The 24,921-nt window shown below is 52.3% G+C and carries 22 protein-coding genes and 1 tRNA gene; 6 read left to right on the forward strand and 17 right to left on the reverse strand.

From position 1 onward, the window contains the following. Positions 1-219: 219 nt before the first annotated feature. A complete protein-coding gene (locus tag SPG90_RS13550) occupies positions 220-2,514 on the forward strand; it encodes an AAA family ATPase (protein WP_322408192.1) in 2,295 nt (764 codons plus the stop codon). A gap of 399 nt (positions 2,515-2,913) precedes the next feature. On the opposite strand, the gene SPG90_RS13555 is transcribed toward SPG90_RS13550, so the two are convergent. The 4 genes from SPG90_RS13555 to actS all read right to left on the reverse strand — a co-directional run bounded on the left by SPG90_RS13555 (position 2,914) and on the right by actS (position 6,251). Next, the gene (locus SPG90_RS13555) at positions 2,914-3,141 is read right to left on the reverse strand and encodes a hypothetical protein (protein WP_135411516.1); all 228 of its coding nucleotides are present in this window, start codon (positions 3,139-3,141) and stop codon (positions 2,914-2,916) included. A 182-nt stretch (positions 3,142-3,323) separates the two neighbouring features. Continuing rightward, positions 3,324-5,264, reverse strand: coding sequence for a site-specific integrase (locus tag SPG90_RS13560; protein ID WP_322408193.1), 1,941 nt, complete (start codon positions 5,262-5,264; stop codon positions 3,324-3,326). A gap of 89 nt (positions 5,265-5,353) precedes the next feature. Then, positions 5,354-5,427, reverse strand: a tRNA-Gly gene (locus tag SPG90_RS13565). Between the two features lie 80 nt (positions 5,428-5,507). After that, entirely contained in the window at positions 5,508-6,251 is a 744-nt protein-coding gene (actS, locus tag SPG90_RS13570) for an amidase activator ActS (protein ID WP_274621334.1), read from the reverse strand. Between the two features lie 163 nt (positions 6,252-6,414). Here actS and idi point away from each other — a divergent pair, with 163 nt between their 5' ends. Next, a complete protein-coding gene (gene idi / locus SPG90_RS13575) occupies positions 6,415-6,957 on the forward strand; it encodes an isopentenyl-diphosphate Delta-isomerase (protein ID WP_045405048.1) in 543 nt (180 codons plus the stop codon). 38 nt (positions 6,958-6,995) lie between these two features. Here idi and lysS read toward each other — a convergent pair whose 3' ends face one another. The 5 genes from lysS to xerD all read right to left on the reverse strand — a co-directional run bounded on the left by lysS (position 6,996) and on the right by xerD (position 13,089). Further along, positions 6,996-8,513, reverse strand: a complete 1,518-nt coding sequence (gene lysS, locus SPG90_RS13580) for a lysine--tRNA ligase (protein ID WP_023309094.1) — start codon at positions 8,511-8,513, stop codon at positions 6,996-6,998. Positions 8,514-8,522: 9 nt separating this feature from the next. Continuing rightward, positions 8,523-9,621 (reverse strand): peptide chain release factor 2 gene (prfB, locus tag SPG90_RS13585; protein ID WP_096059326.1). Its coding sequence is split into 2 segments (ribosomal slippage): positions 8,523-9,545 and positions 9,547-9,621, totalling 1,098 coding nucleotides; the frame shifts between segments, so codons are not numbered across the junction. Between the two features lie 90 nt (positions 9,622-9,711). Then, complete coding sequence (recJ, locus tag SPG90_RS13590) at positions 9,712-11,445, reverse strand: single-stranded-DNA-specific exonuclease RecJ (protein WP_045355605.1); 1,734 nt, start codon at positions 11,443-11,445, stop codon at positions 9,712-9,714. 5 nt (positions 11,446-11,450) lie between these two features. Next, positions 11,451-12,164, reverse strand: a complete 714-nt coding sequence (gene dsbC, locus SPG90_RS13595) for a bifunctional protein-disulfide isomerase/oxidoreductase DsbC (protein ID WP_023309097.1) — start codon at positions 12,162-12,164, stop codon at positions 11,451-11,453. Between the two features lie 28 nt (positions 12,165-12,192). After that, a complete protein-coding gene (xerD, locus tag SPG90_RS13600; RefSeq protein WP_023309098.1) occupies positions 12,193-13,089 on the reverse strand; it encodes a site-specific tyrosine recombinase XerD in 897 nt (298 codons plus the stop codon). 101 nt (positions 13,090-13,190) lie between these two features. Between xerD and fldB the strand changes: the two genes are divergently transcribed. Further along, positions 13,191-13,712 (forward strand): flavodoxin FldB, encoded by a 522-nt coding sequence (fldB, locus tag SPG90_RS13605; RefSeq protein WP_045405044.1) that lies wholly within the window; start codon positions 13,191-13,193, stop codon positions 13,710-13,712. Positions 13,713-13,718: 6 nt separating this feature from the next. Here fldB and SPG90_RS13610 read toward each other — a convergent pair whose 3' ends face one another. After that, positions 13,719-14,129, reverse strand: a complete 411-nt coding sequence (locus SPG90_RS13610; protein WP_045405042.1) for a protein YgfX — start codon at positions 14,127-14,129, stop codon at positions 13,719-13,721. Then, on the reverse strand, positions 14,110-14,376 hold the full coding sequence (gene sdhE / locus SPG90_RS13615; RefSeq protein WP_010435322.1) for an FAD assembly factor SdhE: 267 nt from the start codon (positions 14,374-14,376) through the stop codon (positions 14,110-14,112). The genes SPG90_RS13610 and sdhE overlap by 20 nt, the downstream gene beginning before the upstream one ends. A gap of 294 nt (positions 14,377-14,670) precedes the next feature. Between sdhE and ygfZ the strand changes: the two genes are divergently transcribed. Beyond that, positions 14,671-15,651, forward strand: a complete 981-nt coding sequence (ygfZ, locus tag SPG90_RS13620; protein ID WP_045405040.1) for a tRNA-modifying protein YgfZ — start codon at positions 14,671-14,673, stop codon at positions 15,649-15,651. A 73-nt stretch (positions 15,652-15,724) separates the two neighbouring features. Here ygfZ and trhA read toward each other — a convergent pair whose 3' ends face one another. Both trhA and yqfB read right to left on the reverse strand, forming a co-directional pair. After that, positions 15,725-16,384, reverse strand: a complete 660-nt coding sequence (gene trhA, locus SPG90_RS13625; RefSeq protein WP_023309101.1) for a PAQR family membrane homeostasis protein TrhA — start codon at positions 16,382-16,384, stop codon at positions 15,725-15,727. Positions 16,385-16,549: 165 nt separating this feature from the next. Continuing rightward, a complete protein-coding gene (gene yqfB, locus SPG90_RS13630; protein ID WP_023309102.1) occupies positions 16,550-16,861 on the reverse strand; it encodes a N(4)-acetylcytidine aminohydrolase in 312 nt (103 codons plus the stop codon). Positions 16,862-16,912: 51 nt separating this feature from the next. Here yqfB and SPG90_RS13635 point away from each other — a divergent pair, with 51 nt between their 5' ends. Both SPG90_RS13635 and bglA read left to right on the forward strand, forming a co-directional pair. Continuing rightward, positions 16,913-17,644, forward strand: a complete 732-nt coding sequence (locus tag SPG90_RS13635; RefSeq protein ID WP_032660101.1) for a MurR/RpiR family transcriptional regulator — start codon at positions 16,913-16,915, stop codon at positions 17,642-17,644. Positions 17,645-17,760: 116 nt separating this feature from the next. Beyond that, the gene (gene bglA / locus SPG90_RS13640; protein WP_045405037.1) at positions 17,761-19,194 is read left to right on the forward strand and encodes a 6-phospho-beta-glucosidase BglA; all 1,434 of its coding nucleotides are present in this window, start codon (positions 17,761-17,763) and stop codon (positions 19,192-19,194) included. A gap of 61 nt (positions 19,195-19,255) precedes the next feature. On the opposite strand, the gene SPG90_RS13645 is transcribed toward bglA, so the two are convergent. The 4 genes from SPG90_RS13645 to gcvT all read right to left on the reverse strand — a co-directional run bounded on the left by SPG90_RS13645 (position 19,256) and on the right by gcvT (position 24,575). Beyond that, the gene (locus tag SPG90_RS13645) at positions 19,256-19,999 is read right to left on the reverse strand and encodes an SDR family oxidoreductase (RefSeq protein WP_045405035.1); all 744 of its coding nucleotides are present in this window, start codon (positions 19,997-19,999) and stop codon (positions 19,256-19,258) included. Positions 20,000-20,069: 70 nt separating this feature from the next. After that, a complete protein-coding gene (gene gcvP / locus SPG90_RS13650; RefSeq protein WP_322408194.1) occupies positions 20,070-22,943 on the reverse strand; it encodes an aminomethyl-transferring glycine dehydrogenase in 2,874 nt (957 codons plus the stop codon). A 124-nt stretch (positions 22,944-23,067) separates the two neighbouring features. Further along, positions 23,068-23,457, reverse strand: a complete 390-nt coding sequence (gene gcvH, locus SPG90_RS13655; RefSeq protein WP_126303073.1) for a glycine cleavage system protein GcvH — start codon at positions 23,455-23,457, stop codon at positions 23,068-23,070. A gap of 23 nt (positions 23,458-23,480) precedes the next feature. Continuing rightward, positions 23,481-24,575: a glycine cleavage system aminomethyltransferase GcvT gene (gene gcvT / locus SPG90_RS13660; RefSeq protein ID WP_047173564.1), complete on the reverse strand. Its 1,095-nt coding sequence runs from the start codon at positions 24,573-24,575 to the stop codon at positions 23,481-23,483. Between the last annotated feature and the right edge of the window lie 346 nt (positions 24,576-24,921).

Consider the following 24,921-nt stretch of genomic DNA (forward strand, 5'->3'; position numbering starts at 1 on the left):
GCGCTTCATTCGCAGGCTGTTACCCGTTGCGGAAGTTAGATCGCTATCACTAAACTTACGGACATTGACCTTGATACTGCGAAGATATAACGTTTTTTTGGCATATATCAAATTGTTGAACCATAAAACTATCGCAACACATACAAATAATAGAGTATTTTTATTCGTAAAGTCTGTATGAGAAAAATGGCATAGATATAATCACTCAGGGTTACTACTATGGTGCAAAGCATTGACTTACTTAGAGACTACGGAATTTTCAGAAATTACATCAAGACTGATGCAAAAGATTTTGGAAGGCTTAATTTAATATACGGCTGGAATGGAAGCGGAAAATCAACATTATCATCGCTTTTTGAGCAGATAGAAAACCGTCAGAACACTAGATACCCTAATTCAACCTTTTCTATAAAAACCTTCGAACAAGGAACGATAACAAAAGATAACATTTCCGCAAATAATTTAAATCTGAAAGTATTCAATCAAAGCTTCATAAACAAAAACATTGACTGGAATAATTCAGTAAAAAGTATTTTATTGATAGCTCAGGAAAAAATTGAAGAGAAGAAAAAATTAGAGGAATTGAGAGCATCTTTTGATAAAAAAACAAAAGAGTATGTAAGACGAAAAATAGCGAATGACAAACTTACAGAAGAACTTCAAAAGTTCCTAACGGATGCAGCTAAGAGAACTAAAACCAGCTTGCAAGTCATTGATACCAGTGACTCAAGATTTTTAAGTTATAACAGAACAAAACTTGAAAACTTCATCACGTCAAATGTTGATCTAATCAAAAAAGCAGATTCAATCCTAGATATAAATGAAGTAGCAAGGTTAACTAAAGCAGCAAATCCCACACAAAAACCGGCAATTACAACCAAAACTCCGAGCGTAGACTCTTCTCTACTTAAAAAAGCACAAGATAGGTTAAATGAACTATTTAAACAATCAGTAACAAACAAAGTTATTGAGAGTTTAAAAAACAATCAAGAGATACAATCTTGGGTTTTTAGTGGATTGAATTTAAATCTAGGTAGCGATAGCTGTCATTTTTGCGGAAACAAGATTTCACAAGAACGAATAGATGAATTAAACGCACATTTTAATGATGAATACAGAAAGTTTTCAGAAACTCTAGACAAAGCTAAAACTTGGTTAACAAGTCAATTCATTGTGTTAGCAAGCAACAGTGACATTGATATTTATGACGAACATAAAGATCTTCTAAAAGAAAAATCATCACTCCTTAAAGATGAGGCTGAAAAAATAAACAGTTACATCAATGAATGGGAGAAAAAATTAGATGAAAAAATAACTAACCCTTTCAACATTGATCTCTTTGCCGTTGAGATACCTAACTCCTTATTTATTAACTTCAATCAAATCGCAACCGAAATTAATAAAATAATAGAAATGCATAATAAAAAATGCAAAGACTTCAAAGAAGAAACTCACAAGGTAAAATCAAAACTTGAGTCACACTATGCAGCATCGGAGGTAAATAGCTTCGATTATTTCAGGAAAATATCAAATCGCGATGCAGAAACAAAAAACTTGCAAACAAATGATAATGACCTAAAACAAATAAAAGCAGAAATAAAATCCATTGAAGATTCGTTATCAAATGAAACCATAGCAGCAGATATTTTCAATAAGCATCTACACGGTTTTCTTGGTCGTTCAGAATTATCGCTCCAATTTAATAAAGAAAAAAATGGATACGAAATACTCAGAGATAACCAAATTGGGCATGCACCTAATCTTAGCGAGGGTGAAAAAACGGCCATAGCCTTGATTTACTTTATAACAAAACTAACAGAGAATGATAATAAAATCTCCGACAGCATCATTGTTTTCGATGATCCCGTTTCGAGTTTTGATTCAAACCATCTATTTCATTCATATTCATTTATAAAAACGTATTGTAATGATGCAAAGCAACTTTTTTTACTAACTCATAACTTTACGTTTTTCAAATTGGCACGCGACTGGTTCAATACAAACAATAAAAACAGAAAAAAGAGAGAAAAAGTTGAAAACGCATTTTTCTTTACCATTGAGCCCAGTGCTGTTACGCCTCGCTCGTCAGCAATATGTAATGCTGACCCGAGTTTAATTGATTACAACTCAGAATATCATTATATCTTTGATACTTTGTATAAGCATAAAGAACATCCTCGACTAACTCGTGAGCAGGCATTCTTTACAGCAAATCTATCTCGTAAATTGTTAGAATCATTTTTAAACTTCAAATACCCAAAACATAGATCAGATTTATCACAACTAATGGATGTTGCTGCAAAAAATTGTATTGCCTTTGATAGCAATAAAAAAGAAAAGGTTTATCGTTTCATTAACAAATATTCCCATAGTGCTGTTATCGAAATGAATGAAGACATTGCTGAAAATTTAATAGGTGAAGGCACAAACGTAATCGGAGATATCTTTTTATGGATAGAAGAAATTGACAAGGTTCATTATGATGAAATGGTAAGTGTTTGTCAGAAAAACTGATAGTTGCATCCCCACAACTTTTATGTGGGGATGCCATGCTATAACAAAAAATTAAATCAAATAACTAACAAAAAAACACTCAAACTTATGTTAATTGTTTAAGTTTATGCTCTCTATTTTTTCTTTTAATTTGTAGTGCATCAGCTACCGCAGCTGCACCAGCTTCGCAAACAAACGGAGTGACTTCCAGTAGCCCCAACGTAACGCTCTCAAGCACAGCAAAAGGGTTCCTAGTGGGTGATCTTTACTATACCAGTTATTTTCCTCGCAAGAGTTTTTGGACGTGAAAAACTCAATATCCTAGGATTGAAAGCCTCCCTATCAAGCAATGAGTTTAAAAGCTTTGGCTTCGGCAAAACCATCATTATAGTAAGGATGTGCTACCATTTGGTATTTGCATTATTTATCTTTTGGATGCAATTCTGGAAAGGCTTTCTTATGTGAACCAATACCAAAGAACAGAGAGGCAGCACCCAGAACGATCAGCATAAAAAAACCAGATGTCTTGAGAATAAAGCGGGTAAAAGGATGCTCCCACTCTCTCTCCATCCACCACTCCTCAAACTCAATACGAGCCAAATAGAGCTGTTTATGTTTTTGCGTGCTGATCCACTGTTTACCCTTCATACGTCCCCCACAGCCGATTCGAATTTGATGTCACTATACTGATGAAGAATACGCGGTTTAGTTTGCTCATCTCGTTAAACTTCACCAGCCGCACCAAGAGAGCACCGCAGATTCCTCACCATGATTTCTATTACCCTTAATCTTAAACGCGCCTGACAGCTTCCTATGGCGCTGGTGAGCGATCATTTCTTATGTTTTCGAACCCCATCCTTCATCGCTTTCAGTCCCGCCTCAGCATTAAACGGAGCTATCTCAGGCAAATTGTGTTTAAGCCCGGAAATTGCGTGGAATTGCTCCTCAACAGCTCTGTCTTTACGATAGGTTGTCATGGCAGTAGTGCTTCCTCGAACATGTCCGACAAGTTGGGCGATCATCCGTTCACTTAACTCCAGTCGGTCGAGGCTATTCACATAGTTATGGCGGAATGAGTGAAAAACCTTTTTCCCATTACGGTCAAATCCAAGCTTCTTGCCAAAATAAAGTTCATTGAACCATTTTGACGCATAACCACGATAACCTTTAATTTTATTGAAGATTAACTCTGGAAAAACACGTTCCTGTCCATCAGCTTTCAAAGCTTTAACGTATTCAAGAAAGCCAAGCTCAATCAGCCTTGGATGAATGGGAACCTGTCTCAACGCATTGAGCGTTTTCAGCGATTTATCCGCTTCAGCTTCAGTGTCCATAACTTTATCCGGTGAATCTAAATTGAAGTCCAGATACGCAACACCATTTTCACTCATACGGATATCAGAAAGATAAAGTTGGCATAACTCATTCATTCGCCCGCCGCTATATAACGCTAATAGGGGTAACCAATAGCGATAAGGTCGAAAATCAATATGGCGCCCGAATTTGTTCGGCACACCTTCGCCAGTTTTAAACCAGTATGCAGAGAATATGAGTTCCAGTTCATCATCGTCGAACTGATAACGGTCATCCTGAGATCGTGCAGTTTTCTTACGCTTTGCCAAAACATTTTCCACTGGATTGGCAATTAAATAATTTTCTTTACAGGCCCACTTTAACATTGAACCTAATGATGCCATATGACGCCCAATTGCATCTTTAGTCATGAGCGACTCGCCAGCATCAAGTGCTTTTTCGATGAGTTGTTCTAAATCTCCGGCAGCGTATCGGCGTTGCATTAAATACAAGTTACTGGGCATTCTTTGCATTCTGGCAACGTATTTTTTTACGACATTACGATCTAACTCAACAAGTGTTAAGTCTCCCATAACGTCGATAAAATGAGATATTCGCGACCGGATTTTTTCCTCACTGGCAAGTTTGAGATCCCCTGAGTTCTTATACGCAATGAACTCCTCCAGCACTTCTGAAACCGTTTTTGACGCGTGTAGTGGATTGCAAAACGGGTTAGCGATGATGAAAGGAGGGGGCGGTGGCGGTGGCACAACAGCCGGAACCGGAGGTAATTCAGGCTCAGATTTCGCAAACGCTTTATCCCACATGCTACGCAGCTTTTCAGCCTGCACATTATTGATAAATAAAGAACTTGAATCTACCGTAACCCCGGGCAAGTCCAGTAACCAAAGAGCAAGGGGATTACCGTTGTTAGCCCTGAATGCAGTTATCTGCGTTGATAGCCCTTTCTTCAATTCATTGAGGGCATGCAGCGGCATGTAAATCTGCATATAGCCGTTAACCATAGCCTCACTGCCGTAATGAGCAACGTCGTTTAAAACAAAGCCATGCGTATCAGGGTCACGATCAATGGCAGTAAAATCATCAATCAGGAAGCCCCGCTGGCTATCTACAAAAACATACAGCGGAATATTGCCTGCCAAAAGATGCGGAACAACCGTTTCAAGCCCCACATCAAATGATTCGCAAAACAGAGCCAAACTGATTTTGCCAGCCCCAGCCAACAACGGGGCGTTTCCCCGAATTTTCTCTTTATCCACTTGCTTGAACTCTTCCAGAGACGCATACCACTTATCCAACAAACGCGTGGCGATTGCCTTAGCATTTGCAAGGTGGGTTGTGCGGGTAGATGCATGTATTTCACGCTGCCCTATCAGGGCACGATAACGAACTGGAACGGTTATCCGCAGAACATAGATCCCGCTAGGACGTCGATAGAGATTACCACGTTGCGCCATCGGCTGTATGAACTCCTTGTAGGAGGATCACGAGCGCCGTTACGTATAATTTATAAAAATACTGGGGAATGAATACGTTAGGGGAATTCTGGAGCGGGCGAAGGGAATCGAACCCTCGTATAGAGCTTGGGAAGCTCTCGTTCTACCATTGAACTACGCCCGCTTTGAGGTGCGTATGGCATTATAGACCTTACGCACCTTCATACAAGCCTCTTCACAACTAACCGGCGATTAAATAATCAATTAGCACTTCGGTTTGCTGCCGGGCGCAGGCAGATAACGCTGCGGATCGATGGCCGTCGCCTTATAGCGAATCTGGAAATGCAGCTTCACCGAATCCGTACCGGTGCTGCCCATGGTGGCAATCTTCTGCCCGGCTTTGACGTTCTGCCCGTTGTTGACCAGCATCGTGTCGTTGTGCGCATAGGCCGTGATGTAGTCTTCACCATGCTTAATCATGATCAGGTTACCGTAGCCGCGCAGCTGGTTGCCGACGTAAACCACCTTCCCGGCTCCGGAGGCATAAACCGGCGTACCGCGTGCAGCCGCGATATCAATACCCTTATTGCCACCTTCAGAGAGCGAGTAAGGGGCGACCACTTTACCGCTGGCAGGCCAGATCCAGCAGCGCTGACCGACCGGCGGCCAGGATGATTGAGGCACCTGATAGGACGGCGTCACTTTGGCGGCTTTGCCTTTCGAAGAGGATTTTTTACCCGAGGACGATCCGCCGCTAACCTTCAGCTTCTGCCCCACCTCGATGGTGTAGGGTGGTGAGAGATTATTCAGACGCGCCAGATCCTTCACGCTGGTTCCCGTTGCACGCGAAATCCGGTACAGCGTATCCCCGCGCTTAACGGTATAGACCGAACCGGAATAGCTGCCCATATCCGAAGATTTGCTCCCTGAACAGCCCGCCAGCAATAGCGTCATCGTCAGGCAAAAAATGGCGGTGATGGGGTTTCTCGTCAGGCTTCCTGCAAACAAAACAGATCCTCGGTCAGCGTGAATGGCGCACTATGATAACAGCCAAAACGAATATGGGTCATGCCCTTTTCCGCTCTACGCGCCAAACCGTTCGTATAAGAATGCAGTATAATGATCCGGCTGATGGTGCTGAACCACTCGGCATTTTGGCACTGGAGCATGAATGAGTATTCAAGAACACGTTATTTTGGTAAACGACCAGGGAATGGTGATTGGCACTCAGGAAAAATATGCCGCGCACACCTTACATACCCCGCTGCATCTGGCTTTCTCCTCCTGGCTTTTTAACGCAAACGGCGAATGTCTGATCACCCGGCGCGCCTTAAGCAAAAAAGCCTGGCCCGGCGTCTGGACCAACTCCGTCTGCGGCCACCCGCAGTCCGGCGAAGAGACGATACAGGCGATAATTCGCCGCTGCCGCTTTGAAGTAGGCGCTGAGCTGTCCGATATCACCGCCGTCGCCCCTGAATTTCGCTATCGGGAAACCGACCCGTCCGGGATCGTGGAAAACGAAATTTGCCCGGTATTCGCCGCCCGCATCACCAATGACGTGACGATAAACGAAGATGAAGTGATGGACTATCAGTGGGTTGAACTGGACGCGCTATTCCGCGCGCTGGACGCGACGCCCTGGGCGTTTAGCCCGTGGATGGTCATGGAAGCGACGACCGCCCGCGAAAAACTCAAAGCCTTCGCGGCGCAATAAAAAAGCCCCTTTCGGGGCTTTTTTTACATCTTAACGCCTTATTTCACCGGGCGCATCGCCGGGAACAGGATCACGTCGCGGATGGTGTGGCTGTTGGTGAACAGCATCACCATACGGTCGATACCAATCCCCAGACCCGCCGTTGGTGGCAGACCGTGTTCCAGCGCGGTCACGTAGTCTTCGTCGAAGAACATCGCTTCGTCGTCGCCTGCCGCTTTCGCGTCAACCTGATCCTGGAAGCGCTGAGCCTGGTCTTCCGCATCGTTCAGCTCGCTAAAGCCGTTGCCGATTTCGCGGCCGCCGATGAAGAATTCGAAGCGATCAGTGATCTCCGGATTCTCGTCATTACGACGCGCCAGCGGAGAGACTTCAGCCGGATACTCGGTAATGAAGGTCGGCTGAATCAGGTGCGCTTCGGCCACTTCTTCGAAGATCTCGGTCACGATACGGCCCAGACCCCAGCTCTTCTCAACCTTGATACCGATGCTTTCAGCGATCGCTTTCGCAGAATCGAAGTTATCCAGATCCGCCATGTTGGTTTCCGGACGGTACTTCTTGATCGCTTCGCGCATGGTCAGTTTTTCAAACGGCTTGCCGAAGTCGAAGACTTCTTCACCGTAAGGGACCTGGGTGGTACCCAGAATGTCCTGCGCCAGGGTGCGGAACAGGGATTCGGTCAGCTCGATCAAATCTTTGTAATCCGCATACGCCATATAGAGTTCCATCATGGTGAACTCTGGGTTATGACGAACGGAGATACCTTCGTTACGGAAGTTACGGTTGATTTCGAACACGCGGTCGAAACCACCGACCACCAGACGCTTCAGGTACAGTTCCGGCGCGATACGCAGGTACATGTCCAGGTCCAGGGCGTTGTGATGGGTGATGAACGGACGCGCAGACGCGCCGCCAGGGATCACCTGCATCATTGGGGTTTCCACTTCCATAAAGTCGCGGTTCACCATGAACTGGCGGATACCGGCCATGATCTGAGAGCGAATTTTGAAGGTCTTACGGGATTCATCGTTAGAGATGAGATCCAGGTAGCGCTGACGATAGCGCGCTTCCTGATCCTGCAGGCCGTGGAATTTGTCCGGCAGCGGGCGCAGGGCTTTGGTCAGCAGACGCAGCTCGGTGCAGTGGATAGACAGTTCACCGGTCTTGGTTTTGAACAGTTTACCTTTCGCGCCCAGGATATCGCCCAGGTCCCACTTCTTGAACTGCTCGTTGTAGATGCCTTCCGGCAGGTCGTCACGGGAAACGTACAGCTGAATACGGCCGCCCACGTCCTGCAAGGTCACGAAGGAGGCTTTGCCCATGATACGACGGGTCATCATGCGGCCTGCAACGGCCACTTCAACGTTCAGCGCTTCCAGCTCTTCGTTCTCTTTAGCGTCGAAGTCAGCGTGCAGTTGGTCTGAGGTATGGTCACGACGAAAATCGTTCGGGAACGGCACGCCCTGCTCGCGCAGCGCTGCCAGCTTCTCGCGGCGAGTTTTCAGTTCGTTGTTAAGATCGACTACCGCGTCAGCGCCCTGTGCTTGTTGTTCAGACATGTTGGTTCCTCATAACCCTGCTTTCAAACTTGCTTCGATAAATTGGTCCAGGCTGCCGTCCAGCACCGCCTGCGTATTGCGGGTTTCAACCCCGGTACGCAGGTCTTTGATGCGGGAGTCATCAAGGACGTAAGAACGGATCTGGCTGCCCCAGCCGATGTCGGACTTGTTGTCTTCCATCGCCTGTTTCTCAGCATTTTTCTTCTGCATCTCCAGCTCATAAAGCTTTGCTTTCATCTGCTTCATGGCCTGGTCTTTGTTCTTATGCTGGGAACGGTCGTTCTGGCACTGTGTTACCAGCCCGGTTGGAATGTGGGTAATACGCACCGCTGATTCCGTACGGTTAACGTGCTGGCCACCCGCGCCGGATGCGCGATAAACGTCGATACGCAGGTCCGCCGGGTTAATTTCGATATCAATATCTTCATCAACTTCCGGATAAACAAACGCGGAGCTGAAGGAGGTATGACGACGGCCACCGGAGTCGAACGGGCTCTTACGCACCAGGCGGTGAACGCCGGTTTCGGTACGCAGCCAGCCGTAGGCGTAATCACCGATAATCTTGATGGTCACGGATTTAATACCGGCCACTTCACCTTCAGACTCTTCGATAATTTCGGTTTTGAAGCCGCGCGCTTCTGCCCAACGCAGGTACATGCGCGTCAGCATGCTGGCCCAGTCCTGCGCTTCGGTGCCGCCAGAACCTGCCTGAATATCGAGATAGCAGTCAGCGCTGTCGTATTCGCCGGAGAACATACGACGGAATTCCAGCTGCGCCAGCTTCTCTTCCAGCACGTCGAGTTCTGCCACGGCTTCGTTAAAGGTTTCTTCGTCGTCGGCTTCGACGGCCAGCTCCAGCAAACCGGAAACATCTTCCAGCCCCTGGGCCATTTGATCCAGCGTATCTACGATAGCTTCGAGAGAGGAACGCTCTTTACCCAGCGCCTGTGCGCGTTCAGGTTCGTTCCAGACGTCCGGCTGTTCCAGCTCGGCGTTTACTTCTTCAAGACGCTCTTTCTTGGCATCGTAGTCAAAGATACCCCCTAAGAACGTCAGAGCGCTCCGTGAGGTCCTGAATACGGTTTTTTACCGGATTAATTTCAAACATGGTCTGTTTTCTTTTATGGACTTGTCAAAATGCGGTGATAAGAGCGGGATTGTACCGAATCCACGCCCTTTTTTATAGAGATTACTGCCGCTAAATTGGCCAGATATTGTCGATGATGATCTGCAGGGTGCGGTTACCGCGAAACTCGTTGATGTCCAGTTTGTACGCCAGTTCGACCTCGCGCACGCCGTTGTCCGGCCAGATGGAGGTATCGACGTTGAAGGCAATGCCGTCCAGCAGCGGTCCCCCGCCCACGGGCTCGACCATCACTTTCAGATGACGTTCGCCGACGATGCGCTGCTGCAGCAGGCGGAAACGCCCGTCGAACAGCGGTTCCGGGAACATCTGTCCCCACGGACCGGCATCGCGGAGCATTTGCGCCACGTCCATCGTCATTTCAAGCGGTGAAAGCTCGCCATCGGACACCACTTCCCCCTGCAGCAGGGCCGGATCAATCCAGTCGGTGACCAGTTCACCAAACAGACGCTGAAACTCGTCGAATTTCGCCTCTTCCAGAGACAGGCCTGCCGCCATCGCATGGCCGCCGAACTTGATCATCAGACCCGGATACAGCGTATCGAGACGCTCCAGCGCATCGCGCATGTGCAGCCCCTGGATTGAGCGGCCAGAGCCTTTCAGCGTGCCATCACCCGCGGGGGCGAACGCGATCACCGGCCGGTGGAAACGTTCTTTAATACGCGACGCCAGAATGCCCACCACGCCCTGATGCCACTCGGGATGGTACATCGCCAGGCCGCCCGGCAGCGTATCGCCGCTACGCTCAAGCTTTTCGCACAGGGTCAGCGCTTCGGCCTGCATCCCCTGCTCAATCTCTTTACGGGTCTGGTTCAGCGCGTCCAGCTCGTTGGCCAGCACGCGCGCTTCACCGATGTTGTCGCACAGCAGCAGCGCGACGCCAACGGACATATCGTCCAGCCTTCCTGCCGCGTTCAGGCGCGGCCCAAGGGCAAAGCCCAAATCGCTTGCCGCCAGCTTGAGCGGGTCGCGGTTGGCGATTTCCAGCAGCGCCTTGATCCCTGGACGGCACTTGCCCGCCCGAATGCGGCTTAAGCCCTGCCAGGTCAAAATGCGGTTATTAGTATCGAGCGGTACCACGTCCGCGACGGTGCCCAGCGCCACCAGATCGAGATATTCGGCCAGATTCGGTACGGCAATACCGCGGGAGTCGAACCAGCCCTTATCGCGCAGCAGGGTACGTAACGCCAGCATCAGATAAAACGCTACGCCCACGCCTGCAAGTGATTTTGATGGAAAATCGCAGTCGCGCAGGTTGGGGTTAATAATCGCTTCCGCATCCGGCAGCGTTTCGCCCGGCAGGTGGTGATCGGTGACCAGCACCGGGATCCCCAACGCGTGAGCATGATCGACGCCCGCATGGGAAGAGATCCCGTTATCGACGGTCATGATCATCTGTGCACCACGGGCGTGGGCCTGATCGACCACTTCCGGGCTGAGGCCATAGCCGTCTTCAAAACGGTTCGGTACCAGATACGTGACGTTATCGCAGCCCAGCGCGCGCAGGCTGAGCACGCTCAGCGCGGTGCTGGTTGCGCCGTCGGCGTCGAAATCCCCTACCACCACAATCCGCGTTCCCTCTCGAAGCGCGTTGTAGAGCATTTCGGTGGCTTTTTCGATACCGCTCAGCTGCTGCCAGGGCAGCATCCCTTTTACGCTGCGTTCAAGATCCTCAGCGCGACGCACGCCGCGGCTGGCGTAGAGGCGCTTAAGCAGTGCCGGGAGATCGTCCGGTAAATCAACGGGTTCAACCGCCTCGCGGCGGCGCAATTTTATTGGGGCTTTCACGCGGATTATTTACCACCAAACTGTTTCTGGTGCGCGTCGAGGAACTCTTTCATCTCTTTTGGTCCCTGATAGCCCGGAACGACATAGCCGTTGCTCAGGACAATCGCAGGCGTACCGCTCACGCCAAACTGCACGCCGAGCGCGTAGTGGTTAGCGATATCAATGTCGCAGGAGGCTGGCTTAACGCCTTTGCCGTTCATCGCGTCATCAAACGCTTTGTTGCGGTCTTTCGCACACCAGATCGCCTTCATGTCCTGCTCTGGCTGGCTCTGCACGCCCGCGCGCGGGAAGGCCAGGTAACGCACGGTGATGCCCAGCGCGTTGTAGTCTTTCATCTCTTCATGCAGCTTGTGGCAGTAGCCGCAGGTGATGTCGGTGAAGACGGTAATGACGTGTTTTTCCTGCGCCGCTTTATAGACGATCATCTCTTTTTCGAGCGCGTTCAGGTTTTTCATCAGCAGCTGGTTGGTGACGTTCACCGGCTGCGCGCCGCTCACGTCGTACATTGGCCCCTGAATAATGTGTTTGCCGTCTTCGGTGACGTACAGCACGCCGCTGTTGGTGAGTACCGTTTTCATGCCGGCAACCGGTGCAGGCTGAATATCGCTACCGGTGACGCCAAGCTTAGCCAGCGACTGTTTGATGGCGGCGTCGTCCGCATGGGCGAAACCGGTAAATGAGGCTGCCAGCAGGGTGAACAGCGCGAAAGTCTTTTTCATATGTGATCCTGTTACAATTCGTCGGCACTCACGCACGAGGGTGGTGCTGTTGGTGTAGCTGCCGCAGGCGTTCCGTCGCGACATGGGTGTAAATTTGAGTCGTGGAAAGATCGCTGTGGCCCAGCAGCATCTGCACCACGCGTAAATCAGCGCCGTGGTTTAACAGATGCGTCGCGAAGGCGTGACGCAATACGTGCGGCGAAAGCTTTTCACTGTCGATACCCGCCAGTGTGGCGTAATGCTTGATGCGATGCCAGAACGTTTGCCGCGTCATCTGCTGGGCGCGCTGGCTCGGAAACAGGACGTCGATAGAAGTACCATTTAGCAGCCACGGACGACCGTGCTCCAGGTACGTTTCCAGCCAGTAAACCGCCTCTTCACCCAGCGGAACCAGCCTTTCCTTATTTCCTTTACCAATGACGCGCACTACGCCCTGACGCAGGCTGATGTCGCTCATCGTCAGACCAACCAGTTCCGAAACGCGCAAGCCGGTAGCATACAATAGCTCAAGCATGGCTTTATCGCGTAGCTCCAGCGGCAGGTCAACAGCCGGTGACTGTAATAATCTCTCAACTTGTGCTTCGCTGAGATCTTTCGGCAGCCGCTGCGGGAGCTTAGGAGATGCCAGCAGCGCGCTGGGATCGTCTTCGCGGATCTTCTCACGGTAGAGGTGCTGGAACAGCCGACGCATGGCGCTGAGCAAACGCGCGGAACTGGTAGCTTTGTAGCCCCCTGCGATACGTTCCCCCAGCAGCGCCTGCAGGTCGTCACGCTGCGCGCTCGCAAGGGATAACCCCCGGTGCGCAAGCCATTCCACCAGCATGGTGAGATCGCGACGGTAGGCGCTAAGGGTATTCTCGGCCAGATTTTTCTCCAGCCAGAGCGCGTCGAGAAACTGTTCGATCAGTGCGAGATCCTTTTCCACATCAGCCCCTTTGATTTTGCAGTCAGGCCATTATGCCTGATTGCGACCGGTTTCTGGTACACTATGCGCAAAGTCAAAGCAAGTATTGAGATAGTTACGCGATGAATATTGGTCTGTTCTATGGTTCCAGCACCTGCTACACCGAAATGGCGGCAGAGAAAATTCGCGACATCATTGGCCCGGAACTGGTGACGTTGCATAACCTGAAAGATGACGCGCTTACGCTGATGGAGCAGTATGACGTGCTGATCCTCGGCATCCCGACATGGGATTTCGGCGAGATACAGGAAGACTGGGAAGCTATCTGGGACCAGCTCGATACGCTCAACCTCGACGGCAAAATCATTGCCATGTACGGCATGGGGGATCAGGTGGGTTACGGGGAATGGTTCCTGGACGCGCTCGGCATGCTGCATGACAAGCTGGCGCCGAAAGGCGTGTCGTTTATCGGCTACTGGCCAACCGAAGGTTACGAGTTCACCAGTAAAAAACCGATTATCGCCGACGGCGAATTGTTTGTAGGACTCGCGCTGGATGAAACCAACCAGTACGATCTCAGCGATGAGCGCCTGCAAAGCTGGTGCGAGCAGATTCTGGGCGAAATGGCTGAAAAGTTTAGCTAACGCGCATTACCCCTGCGTCGTCTGTTGCAACAGCATCCGGCGCAGGTCTCGCCACTCGGCAGCATCCATACTGTCAGCCGCCAGCCACAGATGCTGGCAACGCCCGCCGTCCACCTTGCGTAACCGTAACATCATGCCGTAGTTGAGCATCCAGGGCATACCGAGAATATCCCACTCTTTACCCTGCCAGCGCAGGCGGGAATCCATCAGTAATTTAATCTCTCCCTGACGGGCATTAATGCGACGCTGGCTGCGTACGCTGTCAAAAACGACAAACGACAGTAACAGCAGCCACAGCGGCGTATAGCTCAGCGGCCACGGCATCAGTAAAACAAAGGCCGCAACCAGGCCGTGGAGCAATAAAGACATCCACTGCGAGCGCCACGAGACGCGAAGATCAGATTGCCACAGGACCACGTTCCCGATTCCGTGTTTGAATTAATTGCACCATCCGTTGCAACTCGGTGTCGGCGGGTTTGCCGTGGTTCATCAGCCAGTTGAATAAATCCGGATCGTCAGACTCAAGCAGGCGAACAAACAGACGCTTATCATCATCGCTTAAGCTGTCATACTCATATTCAAAGAAAGGCATGATGGAAATATCAAGTTCACGCATGCCGCGACGGCACGCCCAGTGAATACGGGCCTTGTTGTTAATATCCATGTTCAGTTTCCTGCATTACGTTTGGCACAGTCGGTACCCCGTTCAGTGTTCTTTATTTCTCTACGGGGACACCAGCTAGTGTAACGTGTTTTTGACCGTTTCATTACTGGAATATTGCGATCGCCGAGCAGGCTTCCAGAATAATCCCTACAAAGACAGCGGATTACATTATTTTGCGTAGCGCTACGCATAACCGGTTTATGGCACAAATGGTCTGTTGAAAGCGCTTGCATTGCCTGCAGGCTCTTTTACCATTAGGCATTATCAAAGCGTTAAGCAATTCAGGATATCGTTATGGCATTTACACCATTTTCTCCTCGCCAGCCCGCCGCCTCTGCGCGTCTGCCGCTGACGCTTATTTCTCTTGATGACTGGGCGCTGGCAACGCTCACCGGTGCCGACGCCGAAAAATACCTGCAGGGCCAGGTGACCGCCGACGTCAGCCAGATGACCGAACACCAGCACCTGCTGGCCGCGCATTGCGACCCAAAAGGTAAAATGTGGAGCAACCTGCGCCTCTTCCGCCGTCAGGACGGCTTTGCCTTTATTGAGCGCCGCAGCCTGCAAGAGGCCCAGCTCAAAGAGCTGAAGAAGTACGCGGTCTTTTCCAAAGTCACTATCGCCCCGGACGACGAACATGTCCTGCTGGGCGTGGCCGGTTTCCAGGCGCGAGCGGCGTTGAAAAATCTCTTCAGCGAACTGCCGGACGCAGAAAAGCAGGTGGTCAGCGAAGGCGCGACCTCCATCCTGTGGTTTGAACACCCTGCGGAGCGTTTCCTGTTAGTCACGGATGCGGCAACGGCCGAACGCGTGACCGAAGCGCTGCGCGGCGAAGCGCAGCTCAACAATAGTCAGCAGTGGCTGGCGCTGAACATCGAAGCGGGTCTGCCGGTGATTGACGCAGCAAACAGCGCGCAGTTTATTCCTCAGGCAACGAACCTGCAGGCGCTGGGGGGTATCAGCTTTAAAAAGGGCTGTTATACCGGCCAGGAGATGGTGGCGCGTGCAAAATTCCGCGGAGCTAACAAACGAGCGCTGTGGACGCTGGCGGGCCATGCCAGCCGTGTACCTGAAGCGGGTGAAGACTTAGAGCTGAAGATGGGTGATAACTGGCGCCGCACCGGCACCGTGTTAGCCGCCGTACAGCTGGATGATGGACGTCTTTTGGTACAGGCCGTCATGAACAACGACATGGAAGCCGACAGCATGTTCCGCGTGCGTGACGATGCGAACACGCTGAGCATCGAGCCGCTGCCGTATTCGTTAGAAGAGTAATCGTATCCAGGTGCCCTCCCTCTCCCTGTGGGAGAGGGCCGGGGTGAGGGCAACCGCCCGCACGGTTTAAAAACTACACCTGCCCCACGTACAAATAGATCGCCAAAAAGTGGCATACGCTGCCGCCGAGCACAAAGCCGTGCCAGATGGCATGGTTGTACGGGATGCGCTTGCAGACGTAGAAAATCACGCCGAGCGAGTACACCACGCCGCCTAAGGCCAGAAGCGTCACGCCCCCTACCGACAGTTTGACCGCCAGTTGATACACCACAATCAGCGACAGCCAGCCCATTGTCAGATAGGTGACCAGTGACAGCACCTTAAACCGGTGCGCGATGGTCAGCTTAAACAGGATCCCCAGCAGTGCCAGGCTCCAGATAACAATCATCAGGCCACGCGACAGCGGTGAGTTGAGCCCCACCAGCAAAAACGGTGTGTAGGTGCCTGCAATCAGAAGATAGATAGCACAGTGGTCAAATTTCTTGAGCCACATCTTGGCCCGCTGATGCGGGATCGCGTGATATAGCGTCGAGGCCAGGAACAGCAGGATCATACTCCCGCCATAAAGGCTGTAGCTGGTAATGGCCATCGCGCTGGCATTGGCGTCCACCGCCTGCACCAGCAATAACACTAAACCGACAATCCCAAACACCAGGCCAATGCCGTGGCTGATGCTGTTGGCTACTTCCTCAGCCAGCGAATATCCCTGTGCGATTAATGGTCTACTCACCATACAAAACTCCGGGAAAACAAAAGATGATTATTCATCGTATAACTATGCTAACTGAGAATGATTCCAGTGAACACCTGTTAGCCAAAATAAAGTTAAACATAACGTTTCTAAATTACAATCAGACAGTTACACTTTAATTTCAGCGAACATGCGTTTCGATTTTAATTATAAGCATTTAAAATCAATCACATAAAACTGGTTCTGCCTGGGGTAGATCTCTGAGATCACGTTTTTCAATGCATCCAGGGTCATGTTCTCCTGTTCAGCATGTTTTTGCGTCAATGTATCGAACGTAACGGTTGACGTTCCCGTTACTTCGATGGTGCAAAAATAACCATCATCCTCATAACGCCCCACCCGCAGGATATCGCCGGTTTTGAAATGGGATTCACTTTTATCCCGGATAGTTATGGTTTTACGTCCGGCCAGAATGTCGTCCTGAAAACGCTGAAAAAAAGTGATGTCGTTTGGCTGCATGTTATTATTCCCTGAAGAAAAGTCTGATGAGTGAGTGTAGCCATTGTGAGCATGTTCTCCCATTCCGCCATTGCCAGTCTCAATAACCTGGAGATGATGGTCTACAACTATGTCATAAAAAATCGTGACAAAGTGATGTACATGACCATCCGCGAGCTGGCGGATGCGGCAGACGTCTCAACCACCACCATCCTGCGCTTTTGCCGCAAGCTTAACTGCGAAGGCTATTCTGAATTCCGCGTGCGCTTTAAGCTTTATCTTGAACAGAACGAGCCCCAGCAGGCAAACTTCGGTGCCAGCGAAATTATCAGCTTTTTTAAAAGCGTGAATAATGAAGAGTTCGATGCGTTATTAGATAAGGCGGTTGATATTATTTTATCGTCAGAGCGAATTATATTTGTCGGTGCCGGAACATCGGGTTCGCTGGCAAAATATGGCGCACGCTTCTTTTCTAATATCGGGAAATTCAGTAATCATATTGATGATCCTTATTTCCCGGTCACCAATGATATGGCGAAAAATGCGCTGGCGATTGTGCTTTCCGTCTCGGGCGAGACCGAGGAGATCCTGCGCTTCGCCAGCCAGTTCAGCCTGCATCACTGCAAGGTGCTCTCGATAACCAGCCACGAGCACTCGCGTCTCGCAAAACTGGCGGACTTTAATCTCTCCTGGCATGTTCCTCAGACGCGTATTGCAGGCGTCTACGATATCACCACGCAAATTCCCGTTATCTATATTCTGGAATCTCTCGGACGTAAACTGGCGAAGAAACTCACAGAATAAAACACCCTGTTTTTTTGATGTAACAAATCACATTTACTGTGAATTGTTATATCGTGACATTCAATTTCGCTTTGCTAGACTCGATGCCAATAAGCCATTTATTGAGAAGAGCAGCGATGAAAAAATTAACCTTACCAAAAGATTTTTTATGGGGCGGCGCGGTTGCGGCTCACCAGGTTGAAGGCGGCTGGAAAAAAGGCGGCAAAGGACCAAGCATTTGCGACGTATTGACCGGCGGCGCGCACGGCGTCCCGCGCGAAATCACCCAGGAAGTAGTGCCGGGTAAATACTACCCAAACCACGAGGCTATCGACTTCCACGGCCACTATAAAGAAGACATCAAGCTGTTTGCCGAGATGGGTTTCAAGTGCTTCCGCACCTCTATCGCCTGGACGCGCATCTTCCCGAAAGGTGACGAAACGCAGCCAAACGAAGAGGGGCTGAAGTTTTACGACGACATGTTCGACGAGCTGCTGAAATACAACATCGAACCGGTGATCACCCTCTCTCATTTCGAAATGCCGCTGCACCTGGTGCAGGAGTACGGTAGCTGGACCAACCGTAAAGTGGTCGATTTCTTTGTGCGCTTCGCGGAAGTGGTTTTTGAGCGCTACAAAAACAAGGTCAAATACTGGATGACCTTCAACGAAATCAATAACCAGCGCAACTGGCGCGCGCCGCTGTTCGGTTACTGCTGCTCGGGCGTGGTCTATACCGAACATGACAATCCGGAAGAGACCATGTACCAGGTCCTGCACCACCAGTTTGTGGCCAGCGCCCTGGCGGTGAAAGCCGCGCGCCGCATCAATCCGGAGATGAAAGTCGGCTGCATGCTGGCGATGGTGGCGCTCTATCCGTTCTCCTGCAAACCGGAAGACGTGATGTTCGCCCAGGAATCCATGCGCGAGCGCTATGTCTTTACCGACGTCCAACTGCGTGGTTACTACCCATCCTACGTGCTGAACGAGTGGGAGCGCCGTGGCTTCTCCATCAAAATGGAGGCAGGCGACGAGCAGATCCTGCGTGAAGGTACCTGCGACTACTTAGGTTTCAGCTACTACATGACCAACGCGGTGAAAGCGGAAGGCGGTACCGGCGATGCGATTTCCGGCTTCGAAGGCAGCGTGCCGAACCCGCACGTGAAGGCGTCCGACTGGGGCTGGCAGATTGACCCGGTAGGCCTGCGCTATTCTCTGTGCGAACTGTACGAGCGTTATCAGAAACCGCTGTTTATCGTGGAGAACGGGTTCGGCGCCTACGACAAGGTTGAAGAAGACGGCAGCATCAACGACGACTATCGCATCGACTACCTGCGTGCCCACGTGGAAGAGATGATCAAAGCCGTGACGCACGACGGCGTGGATCTGATGGGATATACGCCATGGGGCTGCATCGACTGCGTGTCGTTCACCACCGGCCAGTACAGCAAGCGCTACGGCTTTATCTACGTGAACAAGCACGACGACGGCACGGGCGACATGTCGCGTTCCCGCAAGAAAAGCTTCGAGTGGTATAAGGGCGTGATTGCCAGCAACGGCGAGAAACTTTAACGCCGGGCGGCGCTACGATTGATCCCCTCTCCCCTTTGGGGAGAGGGTTAGGGTGAGGGGCTTATTTCCCGCCAGCCAACTCAATAAAACTGCCCGTTACGTACGACGCCTTCTCGCTCAGCAGCCAGACAATCGCCTGCGCCACCTCTTCCGGCTGGCCGCCACGCTGCATCGGCAGCAACGATTTCACGCGATCCACCCTCCCCGGCTCTCCGCCGGACGCATGAATATCCGTATAAATCAGACCCGGACGTACACAGTTGACGCGAATACCCTGCGCCGCCACTTCCAGCGATAGCCCGGTTGTCAGCGAATCCACCGCCCCCTTAGACGCGGCATAATCCACATATTCACCCGGCGCCCCCAGACGCGACGCTGCGGAAGAGACATTCACTATCGCCCCGCCCTTGCCGCCATGCCTGAAGGACATGCGTTTTACCGCTTCCCGGCAGCAGAGAAAGTAGCCCGTGACGTTGGTCGCCAGGACGCGGTTAATGCGCTCAGCGGAGAGGTTCTCGATAGTGGATTGCTCAAACAGAATGCCCGCATTATTGACCAGCGCACGAAGCGGCTCGCCTTCACGATCGAGGCTGTTAAACATCGCCAGCACCTGGGCTTCATCACTGATATCTGCGCGGACGGCAAAGGCTTTACCGCCCGCTTCAACGATCTGGTTGATCACGTCCGTCGCGGCTTTAATGTTGTGATGATAGTTCACCGCCACGGTGTAGCCTTCGCGCGCCAGCTGCAGCGCGGTGGCTTTCCCAATGCCCCGGCTGGCGCCGGTGACCAGTGCTATTGCCATTTTCTTCTCCCAATAAAAAAGCCGGGTGGCGGCTTCGCCTTACCCGGCCTACGTTACTACACCAACAATATTACTGGTATTCGCTCATCGGCACGCAGGAGCAGAACAGGTTACGGTCGCCGTAGACGTCATCAAGACGCTTCACGGTCGGCCAGTATTTGTTTGCCACGCCTGCCGGGAAGACGGCCAGCTCGCGGGAATAGCCGTGGTTCCACTCGGAGACCATCTCATGCTGGGTATGCGGAGCGTTGACCAGCGGGTTATCTTCCAGCGTCCATTCGCCGTCCTGCACGCGGTCGATCTCCATGCGGATGGCCAGCATCGCGTCGATAAAGCGGTCCAGCTCGGCCTTGCTTTCAGACTCGGTCGGCTCAACCATCAGCGTACCCGCAACCGGGAACGACATGGTTGGCGCATGGAAGCCGTAGTCGATCAGACGCTTGGCGATATCCAGCTCGCTAATGCCGGTTTGCTCTTTCAGCGGACGAATATCGAGGATGCACTCGTGCGCCACGCGACCGTCGCGGCCGGTATAGAGCACCGGGAAGGCGGACTTCAGGCGAGTCGCAATATAGTTGGCGTTGAGGATCGCCACCTGGCTCGCCTGCTTCAGCCCTTCCGCGCCCATCATGCGGATGTACATCCAGCTGATTGGCAGGATAGAGGCGCTACCGAACGGTGCCGCAGAGACCGCGCCCTGACGAGTCAGCATGCCTTCAATCTGCACAACGCTGTGGCCTGGGACAAACGGCGCCAGGTGCGCTTTCACGCCGATAGGACCCATGCCCGGGCCGCCACCGCCGTGAGGGATGCAGAAGGTTTTGTGCAGGTTCAGGTGCGACACATCCGCGCCGATAAAGCCCGGAGAGGTAATGCCCACCTGAGCGTTCATGTTCGCGCCGTCGAGGTAAACCTGACCGCCGAACTGGTGCACCACTTCGCACACTTCACGGATAGTCTCTTCGTACACGCCGTGGGTAGACGGGTAGGTCACCATGATGCAGGAGAGCTTGTCGCCCGCCTGCTCGGCTTTCGCGCGCAGGTCGGCCAGATCGATGTTGCCGTTTTTATCGCACGCCACCACCACCACTTCCATGCCTGCCATCTGGGCAGAGGCCGGGTTGGTACCGTGGGCAGAGCTTGGGATCAGGCAGATATCGCGGTGTCCTTCGTTGCGGCTTTCGTGATAGTGACGGATCGCCAGCAGGCCCGCGTATTCGCCCTGCGCGCCGGAGTTTGGCTGCATGCAGAGCGCGTCATAACCGGTCAGCTTCACCAGCCAGTCGGAAAGCTGGTTGATCATCATATGATAACCTTCCGCCTGCTCTGGCGGGCAGAACGGGTGCAGCTCGGAGAATTCAGGCCAGGTGATCGGGATCATCTCTGCTGCGGCGTTCAGCTTCATGGTGCAGGAGCCCAGCGGGATCATCGCCTGGTTCAGCGCCAGATCCTTGCGCTCCAGAGAGTGCATATAGCGCATCATCTCGGTTTCGCTGTGGTAGCGGTTAAACACCGGATGCGTCAGGATCGCATCGTTACGCAGCATACTTTCCTGAATGGAGCGGCTGTCGAGCGCGACCTCTTTGTCGAGCGCATCAATGTCCAGACCGTGCGCGTCACCCAGCAACACGCTGAACAGGTTCAGGATATCGTCGCGGGTGGTGCTTTCATCCAGCGTAATGCCGACGGCATTGTGGATATCGCTGCGCAGGTTGATCTCTGCCGCATTCGCGCGCGCCAGCACGGCCGCTTTGTCCGCCACTTCCACACACAGGGTGTCGAAGTAGTGAGCGTGGCGCAGCTTAAGGCCTTTCTGCTGCAGGCCGCAGGCCAGAATATCGGCCAGGCGGTGAATGCGGCTGGCAATGCGCTTCAGACCAGCCGGGCCGTGGAACACGGCGTACAGGCTGGCGATGTTTGCCAGCAGCACCTGTGAGGTACAGATGTTGGAGTTCGCTTTCTCACGGCGGATGTGCTGCTCGCGGGTCTGCATCGCCATGCGCAGCGCGGTGTTACCGGCAGCGTCTTTTGAGACGCCGATAATACGGCCGGGCATGGAGCGTTTGAATTCATCTTTCGAGCCGAAGAATGCCGCGTGCGGGCCGCCGTAGCCCATCGGCACGCCGAAGCGTTGCGCTGAACCAAAGACAATATCCGCGCCCTGTTTGCCCGGTGCCGTCAGCAGCACCAGCGCCATAAAGTCGGCGGCAACGCTGACAACCACTTTGCGGGATTTCAGCTCGGCAATCAGCGCGCCGTAGTCGTGAACTTCACCGGTGGTGCCTACCTGCTGCAGCAGCACGCCGAAGACGTCCTGGTGATCCAGCACTTTGTCGGCGTCGTCGACGATCACGTCAAAGCCGAAGGTTTCCGCGCGAGTGCGCACCACGTCCAGCGTCTGGGGATGCACGTCCGCCGCCACGAAGAAGCGGTTGGCATTTTTCAGCTTGCTCACGCGTTTTGCCATCGCCATTGCTTCGGCGGCGGCGGTCGCTTCATCCAGCAGCGAGGCGGAGGCGATATCCATACCGGTCAGATCCAGCGTCACCTGCTGGAAGTTCAGCAGCGCTTCAAGACGGCCCTGGGACACTTCTGGCTGATACGGGGTGTAAGCGGTGTACCAGCCCGGGTTTTCCAGCATGTTGCGCAGGATAACCGGCGGCAACTGCACGTTGGTGTAGCCCATGCCAATGTAAGACTTATAGCGCTTGTTCAGGCCTGCGATAGCCTTCAGCTCCGCCAGCGCGGCGAATTCCGTGGTGGCTTCCCCCACCTGAGGCGGCGTGGCAAGCTGGATGTCTTTTGGCACAATCTGGCCGATCAGTGCGTTTAATGAATCCGCGCCAACTGTCTTCAGCATCTCCTGCTGTTGCTGAGCATCCGGCCCAATGTGACGTTCAATGAAGGCGCCACGGTTTTCAAGCTGGCTTAAAGTCTGTGTCATGAGCGATGGTTCCTGAAACGTGCAGTGAATTTAAGTTCCCTCTCCCTCTGGGAGAGGGTTAGGGCGAGGGGAAGATGGGCAACCTCGCCCCTGCCCTCTCCCGAAAGGAGAGGGGGATAAACGATTACTCGTCTTCTAACAGTGCTTCGTACGCGGACGCATCCAGCAGCGCGGCAACCTGAGATTCGTCGCTGGCTTTGATCTTGAAGATCCAGCCGCCTTCATAAGGCTCGCTGTTCACCAGCTCTGGCGAATCGCTCAGCGCGTCGTTGACGGCAACGATTTCGCCGCTCACAGGGGCATAGATGTCAGATGCCGCTTTTACGGACTCCGCCACGGCGCAGTCGTCGCCCGCGCTAACGGTCGTGCCCACGTCAGGCAGGTCAACAAACACCATGTCGCCCAGCAGCTCTTGCGCGTGCTCGGTGATCCCTACGGTGTAAGTGCCGTCCGCCTCTTTGCGCAGCCACTCGTGTTCTTTGCTGTATTTCAGTTCTGCTGGCACATTGCTCATTGAAGTTCTCCTGATAAAAATGATTAGGCGACCGGCTTACCGGCGCGAACAAAAATCGGTTTGGTCACGTTGACCGGCATTTCGCGGTTGCGGATTTGCACCACCGCCGTTTCGCCAATGCCCGCCGGCACGCGTGCCAGTGCAATACTGTAGCCCAGCGTCGGGGAGAAGGTACCGCTGGTGATCACGCCTTCGCGAGGATTGCCGTCAGCATCGGTAAAGCGCACCGGCAGTTCACCGCGCAGCACGCCCTTCTCGGTCATCACCAGCCCCACCAGCTGTTCAGTGCCCTTCTCGCGCTGCATCTCCAGCGCTTCACGGCCAATAAAGTCACGGTCAGCCGGTTCCCATGCAATGGTCCAGCCCATATTGGCGGCCAGCGGGGAGACGCCTTCGTCCATCTCCTGCCCGTAGAGGTTCATCCCCGCTTCCAGACGCAGCGTATCGCGCGCGCCCAGACCCGCAGGCTTCACGCCAGCTTCCACCAGCGCACGCCAGAAATCAGCGGCCTTCTCGTTCGGCATCGCAATTTCGTAGCCCGCTTCACCGGTGTAGCCGGTGGTGGCGATAAACAGATCGCCCGCCTGCACGCCGAAGAACGGCTTCATGCCTTCGGTTGCTTTGCGTTGCTCGTCGTTAAACAGAGACGCGGCTTTCGCCTGCGCGTTCGGCCCCTGTACGGCGATCAGCGACAGGTCGTCACGGACGGTGATGTCGATGGCATAAGGTTCGGCGTGTTGGGTGATCCAGGAGAGGTCTTTTTCGCGGGTGGCGGAGTTGACAACAAGGCGGAAGAAATCTTCAGCGAAGTAGTAGACGATAAGGTCATCAATCACGCCGCCCGAGGCATTCAGCATGCCGGTGTAGAGCGCTTTACCCGGCGTCTTCAGTTTGGCGACGTCATTTGCCAGCAGATAACGCAAAAACTCCCGGGTGCGGCTACCGCGCAGATCGACAATCGTCATGTGGGACACGTCGAACATACCGGCATCGGTGCGCACCGCGTGGTGCTCATCAATCTGCGAGCCGTAGTGCAGCGGCATCATCCAGCCATGGAAGTCCACCATGCGGGCGCCGCATAACACGTGTTGTTCGTACAAAGGAGTCTGTTGAGCCATCTTGTCCTCGTTGAAAAATTCACCGTGAAACCCGGTGTCGGCCCCGTTACCTGGCGCCGACGCAAACGTTCTCTTTTACCCGAACTTACCACCGAAACCGGCGGTTAACCATAAGGTAAAACGGGTCATCACATTAGCTTATGACCAAAAAACGCTAAAAAGCCTACAGAGTTATTCACTGGAAAAATGCGATTAACCCCGCACAAAATTAACAATGATCTAACATGATTTAGCACATGGTGATATTTCGTGCGGAAAAACGGGCCGAATTTCCGTAACATAAAATCTCGTAGATTAGATTTTCTAATGCGAAAAATGACGTGAAATTAGAATATTTCAAACGAGG

The organism is Enterobacter sp. D2, from assembly GCF_034427575.1.
GTDB classification, from domain to species: domain Bacteria; phylum Pseudomonadota; class Gammaproteobacteria; order Enterobacterales; family Enterobacteriaceae; genus Enterobacter; species Enterobacter cloacae_M.

Coding starts and splice junctions, on each gene's coding strand:
- SPG90_RS13550 (WP_322408192.1), top strand. CDS start 220: ATGGTGCAAAGCATTGACTTACTTAGAGACTACGGAATTTTCAGAAAT.
- SPG90_RS13555 (WP_135411516.1), bottom strand. CDS start 3,141: ATGAAGGGTAAACAGTGGATCAGCACGCAAAAACATAAACAGCTCTAT.
- SPG90_RS13560 (WP_322408193.1), bottom strand. CDS start 5,264: ATGGCGCAACGTGGTAATCTCTATCGACGTCCTAGCGGGATCTATGTT.
- idi (WP_045405048.1), top strand. CDS start 6,415: ATGAGTATTCAAGAACACGTTATTTTGGTAAACGACCAGGGAATGGTG.
- lysS (WP_023309094.1), bottom strand. CDS start 8,513: ATGTCTGAACAACAAGCACAGGGCGCTGACGCGGTAGTCGATCTTAAC.
- dsbC (WP_023309097.1), bottom strand. CDS start 12,164: ATGAAAAAGACTTTCGCGCTGTTCACCCTGCTGGCAGCCTCATTTACC.
- fldB (WP_045405044.1), top strand. CDS start 13,191: ATGAATATTGGTCTGTTCTATGGTTCCAGCACCTGCTACACCGAAATG.
- sdhE (WP_010435322.1), bottom strand. CDS start 14,376: ATGGATATTAACAACAAGGCCCGTATTCACTGGGCGTGCCGTCGCGGC.
- ygfZ (WP_045405040.1), top strand. CDS start 14,671: ATGGCATTTACACCATTTTCTCCTCGCCAGCCCGCCGCCTCTGCGCGT.
- trhA (WP_023309101.1), bottom strand. CDS start 16,384: ATGGTGAGTAGACCATTAATCGCACAGGGATATTCGCTGGCTGAGGAA.
- yqfB (WP_023309102.1), bottom strand. CDS start 16,861: ATGCAGCCAAACGACATCACTTTTTTTCAGCGTTTTCAGGACGACATT.
- SPG90_RS13635 (WP_032660101.1), top strand. CDS start 16,913: ATGTTCTCCCATTCCGCCATTGCCAGTCTCAATAACCTGGAGATGATG.
- bglA (WP_045405037.1), top strand. CDS start 17,761: ATGAAAAAATTAACCTTACCAAAAGATTTTTTATGGGGCGGCGCGGTT.
- SPG90_RS13645 (WP_045405035.1), bottom strand. CDS start 19,999: ATGGCAATAGCACTGGTCACCGGCGCCAGCCGGGGCATTGGGAAAGCC.
- gcvP (WP_322408194.1), bottom strand. CDS start 22,943: ATGACACAGACTTTAAGCCAGCTTGAAAACCGTGGCGCCTTCATTGAA.
- gcvH (WP_126303073.1), bottom strand. CDS start 23,457: ATGAGCAATGTGCCAGCAGAACTGAAATACAGCAAAGAACACGAGTGG.
- gcvT (WP_047173564.1), bottom strand. CDS start 24,575: ATGGCTCAACAGACTCCTTTGTACGAACAACACGTGTTATGCGGCGCC.